Origin of the sequence: Protofrankia sp. Cr1, assembly GCF_963555865.1 — a bacterium.
GTDB lineage: Bacteria > Actinomycetota > Actinomycetes > Frankiales > Frankiaceae > Protofrankia.
In genome coordinates this window covers 1-3,191 of the sequence record NZ_CAUVXO010000237.1, presented here as the reverse complement: position 1 = coordinate 3,191, position 3,191 = coordinate 1, and the positions used below count along the sequence as shown (strand labels likewise).

2 protein-coding genes and 1 tRNA gene are annotated in these 3,191 nt (G+C 62.5%); 2 read left to right on the top strand and 1 reads right to left on the bottom strand.

All coding sequences use genetic code 11. The features are described 5' to 3' along the window. A partial coding sequence (locus tag U9980_RS17395; RefSeq protein WP_322768883.1) for a TIR domain-containing protein occupies positions 1-2,561 on the bottom strand: 2,561 nt, incomplete at its 3' end. A 284-nt stretch (positions 2,562-2,845) separates the two neighbouring features. Between U9980_RS17395 and U9980_RS17390 the strand changes: the two genes are divergently transcribed. Both U9980_RS17390 and U9980_RS17385 read left to right on the top strand, forming a co-directional pair. Then, on the top strand, positions 2,846-2,989 hold the full coding sequence (locus U9980_RS17390) for a hypothetical protein (protein ID WP_322768882.1): 144 nt from the start codon (positions 2,846-2,848) through the stop codon (positions 2,987-2,989). A gap of 68 nt (positions 2,990-3,057) precedes the next feature. Continuing rightward, positions 3,058-3,130, top strand: a tRNA-Arg gene (locus U9980_RS17385). Positions 3,131-3,191 lie beyond the last annotated feature (61 nt).

Here is a 3,191-nt window from a genome sequence, read left to right as displayed (position 1 = left end):
GTGTGACCTCTGGGCAATGGGCCGAGAGGTATGGGAGCGGTTGGGGTGGTGAGATCCCACAGGCGAACGGGGTTATTGTAGTCGTAACTTCCGCTGACAAGAGTATGGCCATCGGGAGAAAACGCCACCGACGTCACGGTGTCGCTGCCGGTGAGGGGTTCACCGAGAGGGTGGGCTTGACCCGGGCTACTGACATCCCACAAACGGACGCTGTTGTCATTACTGCCACTGGCAAGAGTCCGACCATCAGCCGAAAAAGCCACCGACGTCACGATGCCCGTATGGCCGGTGAGAGGTACACCGATGAGGTGCGGTTGACCCGGGCTACTGACATCCCACAGACGGACATCCCTGTCATTACTGCCGGTAGCTATAATATGACTGTCAGGTGAGAACGCCACCGAGGTCACCGAGGTGTTCTGCGCGACCGTGATCCCGCGATAGGGGAAGCTCGCGAGGAGCTGCACGAGACTTTCCCGGGTTTCCGGACCATTTTCGTCGATATTGTAGGCGGCGATGCCGAATCGGAAGGCACCGCGTGGATCTTTCTCTCTGCTGGCGGTGGATTGGACAAGCATACTGAAGGCGATCGCGGAGCGCCGCGCCCGCTCAGCGCCATGCTGGGCGTCGCGGGCGCTGCGCTCCTGCCAGAATGCGACGCCGGCGGCGACCATGGCAACGAAGAGGAAGCCCGAGAGAATTCCGATTCTCTGCTTTCGGTATTGCTGCTCCTGACGCCGGATACGCAGTGCCGCCGCTTCCTTTTCTCGGTGCGTCTCCTCCTCTTCTTCGCGTCTTTTCTGAAAGTAGCGGTAATGAGCGTCGAGAAAGGCCTGTCCGGTGGGGTTGACAGCGACTACCGCCTCGTCCGACGTGGACGGTTCGTCAACGGTGGGTAACCCGAGAATCGTCAGGTTGGCGTTGACCCGATTGGCGTCCCACAGGAAGCTGGAATTCTGATCGGCATTCTCCCACTCGGCAGCAGCCTGCTCCACCGCTCGTGCGGCTCCCAGCGCCACCTCTTTTTCCGTGATAGCTTTATCCAGCGGGGGCCATTCGGTCAGCAGTTTCTCATGTGTTACCCTGAACCAATTTCCGGCGGCGCCATGATCGGCGACGAGCAGCCGCCTGTCAACGAAAACCTCGAAAGCCCGCCGCAGGCTTTCAGAGAGGTCGCTCTGCCGGACCTGCCGTCGTGCTCGTCGCCCTGCCTCGTCAATGGTAACCAGCCTGACCAGGCCGGCCAGCACCTCAGGTTCAGTCAATGCGCTGTCTTTCATCGCGGCAGCGAGTGCGGCGTCGGCATGCTTTGTCAGAGCACCGGTGACGCCGCCGATGCGGTCGTACTTCTCAACAGTCATGGTGTCGCCACGGGAGAGGCCGTCGGCGAGTTGGTGAAGGGCGAACGCGAGCAGGGGAAGCGCGTCCCCGCTTTCGGCGTCGGCGGACAGGCGGATCAGCAGTTCCTCTTCCACCTGTATTCTGGCATTTTTCGCAGGCTCTTTGATGACAAGTGGTAGCATACCGGGCGCCAGCGGTCGCAGCAGAAAGGGCTGTATGTCGGTATCAACCAGCTCCGGTAGCGTGCGCAGATCGTCGAGGAATTCCGATCGCAGTGTCGCCACCAATCGCACCGGCCCGGCCAGCGCCTTGTCCAGCAGTGCAGCAACCTGTGCCCGCTCGGGGGCCGGGGCACGGGTGAACAGCTCCTCAGCCTGGTCGAGGCCGATCAGTAACCACTGCACGGCAGTGTAGTCCCGAGCGCCGAGCAGTTCTTCCGCGCAACTCCTGAGCCCAAGCAGGTTGGGATTGTCGAGCTTGGCGCGTACGTCGGCTTTTGACCAGCCCAGCCTGAGCTTGTTCGCCGTCACAGTGAGGGCCTGTGCCAACCCGGAGACCGGATCGTCTCCGGGAACCCACCGGTCTGCTACCAGCCAGGCCGGATCCTTCTTGAATAACGGGAGCAGCCCCGCCCGCATCAGCGATGACTTGCCGCATCCGGATGGCCCGACCACAGCCAGCAGGCTGCGGTCCGGACTGGTTGCCCGCAGCAGACTCGCGAGTTCCCGGGTCTCTCCGGACCGGCCGAAGAACATCTGGGCCAGGTCAGAACCGAACGCACGCAGGCCGGGGAACGGATTGTCTCCATCCCGCCAGGTGGTCCGCCCGCCAGCAACAATATCACCCAGGTTGTCTGCGAGCTGTTTACGGGCAGCCTGCCGGTCCTCGTAGTACCTGATATAGTGAAGATCTTCCATCAAAGGATGTTTACCGCCTGCTTCGACTGCCAGCGGCAGCAGGCGGCAACCGCGCGAATCAGCAATGCCGACTTCGGCGGCACACCAGTTCGACGCTACGAAGCTTTCGGTCACGATGCAGACAACCGCGTCGGCATCCCGCAGCTCCTGATACAGGCGCTGCTTCCAGTTCTCGCCGACCGGCATACCCCCGGCCAGATCCCGAGCCAGAAACGGATCATGCCTATCAGCGCGCAGCCAATCGAGGATCTCAGTCGCGACGGCCGAATCCTCCGTCGCATGGCTGATGAAGACTCTCGCCACTGCCACCTCGAAGTTATGATCATCGAAGCAAAGGACCCGGACGGTGCCGATACTAACCCGGTGGCGTCGAACGGTTCAGGATGCCGGCGGCCGCCAACGAAAGGCTACCCACCCATGAACTGGTACCCAACAAAAGCTTCGCCCGCTACGGAGGAACAACACGGTACAGAATGGGTGGATGAAGCTCCTACTCGTGGCCGACACGCACATACCTCAGCGCGCTCGAGACCTGCCGGCACCGGTGTGGATGGCCGCCGACGCCGCGGACGTGGTGATCCACGTCGGTGACCGGGCGCGACCAGCGGGTTGCGAACGCCCACCCCGACGCCGACATCGTCGTCTGCCGACCGCACTGCACCTTCACGACCGCGATGATCGCCGATGGCCGCCTGACTGCTGTCGAGCTGCACCGGCTGCCGTCACGCTGATATCGATTCGGAGATCACCCGCCGATGCTGTAGTCTTGCCCAGTCGGTCCGCTAGGGTGGTCCGGCAGGCGCTCGTAGCTCAACGGATAGAGCACTTGACTACGGATCAAGAGGTTGGGGGTTCGAGTCCCTCCGAGCGCACGCTGGTTGAGGCAGGTCAGAGCCCCGCAGCCGATCACACGGCGCGGGGCTCTGGGCTTTT